The sequence below is a fragment of the Rhizobacter sp. P1_G5 genome, from assembly GCF_056405435.1.
Genome location: NZ_JBFUCB010000868.1, coordinates 1 through 1941 on the forward strand (window position 1 = coordinate 1; position 1941 = coordinate 1941).

1 protein-coding gene and 1 pseudogene are annotated in these 1941 nt (G+C 69.9%); both read left to right on the top strand.

All coding sequences use genetic code 11. The annotated features are described in order from the left end of the window. The first annotated feature begins 160 nt into the window (after positions 1–160). A complete protein-coding gene (locus tag AC1D12_RS32100; RefSeq protein WP_477825558.1) occupies positions 161–1612 on the top strand; it encodes a carotenoid oxygenase family protein in 1452 nt (483 codons plus the stop codon). Continuing rightward, positions 1609–1941 (top strand): annotated as a pseudogene (locus tag AC1D12_RS32105) (SMP-30/gluconolactonase/LRE family protein); the annotation flags it as partial. The gene AC1D12_RS32100 and the pseudogene AC1D12_RS32105, both read left to right, overlap by 4 nt.

Below are 1941 nucleotides of genomic sequence, written 5' to 3' on the forward strand. Positions count from 1 at the left end.
CGCCCACGCTGTGCGGCGTTGCGCCGATCCAGGTCGCGCATGGGTGCCTGTTTCTGTGCTCCGACGAAGCCGGTGGCATCAGCGGTGCCGAACTGGCCATCGACGGCAGCGGCCCGGTGGCCGCACCCATCTCGTGAGAGCCCCACGGAGCGCAGACGCCATGCAGCAGACTCAACGCCGTTCCCGCGAGCTCGAATCGATCGCGCCGTTCCGGCGTTCGCCCGATGTCGCGGAGCGGTGTGACGCCGACGTCACCGGCACGGTGCCGTCCTGGCTGCAGGGCGACCTGCTGCGCACCTGCCCCGCCGTGTTCGCACAGGGCTCATGGCAGGCGCAACACTGGTTCGATGGCCTCGGCCAGATCTACGCCTTCCGCATCGGTGCTTCGACGGTGCGGTTCCAGTCGCGCTTGCTCGACAGCGAGGCCGCTCGCGAGATCGCAGGCGGCCGTGCGAAGCTCTCCTCGTTCGGCACGCCGACGGAGCGCACAGCCTGGCAGCGGCTGCTGCAGCCAGTGCAACGAAGCACCGACAACACCAACGTCAACATCGTGCAGATGGGTGACGAGGTCGTCGCCCTCACCGAAGGGGCGCGGCAGTTGCGCATCGATGCGGCGTCGCTGCGCTCGCTCGGCGTCCGGCCGTATGGACCTGACGGACTCGGCGGCAACGTGATGAGCGCCCACCCGCATCGCGACTTCGCGCGCCGGAAGGTCGTCAACCTGGCGACCAGTTTCGGTGCCGGCGGAGGTGTCGTCTCGGTCTACGAGCACGACGACCGCACGCACGTGCGCCGGGTTGTCGGATCGTGGCGCACGGACCGCGTGCCCTACCTACATTCGTTCGGGCTCACGCCGACGCGCGCGGTGCTGCTGGCGCATCCGTTTGCCGTGCGGCCACGGGACATGCTGTGGTCCAACCTTGGCTACATCGACCACTTCGAGTGGCGCCCGCAGGACGGCACGCGGCTGATCGTGATGGATCGCGGGAGCGGGGCGACGACCGAGCATGAGGCCGACGCGATGTTCGTGTTCCACACCGTCAACGCCTTCGAGCGCGATGGCGAGACGGTGCTCGACGCGCTGGCCTATCCGGACGCGACGATCATGGAAGACCTGCGCGTTGCTCGCATGGCCGAGCGACTGCCCGACCTCAGGCCGAAGCTGGTGCGCATCACGATGCGGCCGGGCAGGCCCCGTGCCGAGGTGCAGATGCTCGGCGACGCGGCGTTTGAGTTCCCCTGCATCCACTACCGCCGGTCCAGCGGAAGCGACTACCGCTACACCTGGGGTGCGGCCGACGGCCCACGGGAYGACGACGGCTACGCGTCGTCCATCGTGAAGGTGGACGTGCGCAGCGGCCAGAGCTGTGCCTTCAGCGACGGCGAGCGCATCTACGGCGAGCCTGTCTTCGTCGCCCGTCCGGGCGGTGTCGACGAAGACGACGGCGTGCTGCTCACCGTGGGGTGCAGCCAGCGCACGACAGGCTCGGCGCTGTCCATCCTGGATGCACGCGACATGACGCTGTTGGCCCGCGCGGACGTGCCGGCGTCGATACCGCTGGGCTTCCACGGCTCCTTCATCGGCGAACGCGAACAAGGAGGCAGGCCATGAAGCGTCGATCGACTGGCAAGGCGCTCGCGGCTGCGGTGGCGCTGGCAGCAGCCGGCGCCGCGGCCTACCTCTGCCTCTGGCCGGTGCCCGCCGAGCCGGTGGCCTGGCCGGCACCGCGGCCGCCCGGCTACGAGGGGCCTCACGCGCCCAACACACGCCTGGCCGGGCTGCACAGGATCGACATCGGCAGCGACTTCGGCCCCGAGCACATCGCACTCGGGCCGGACGGCAAGCTCTACGCTGCCATGACCAGCGGAACGCTGCTGCGCATGGATGCCGATGGCGGCCGGCGCGAGGTGTTGGCCGACACCGGCGGGCGGGTGTTGGGC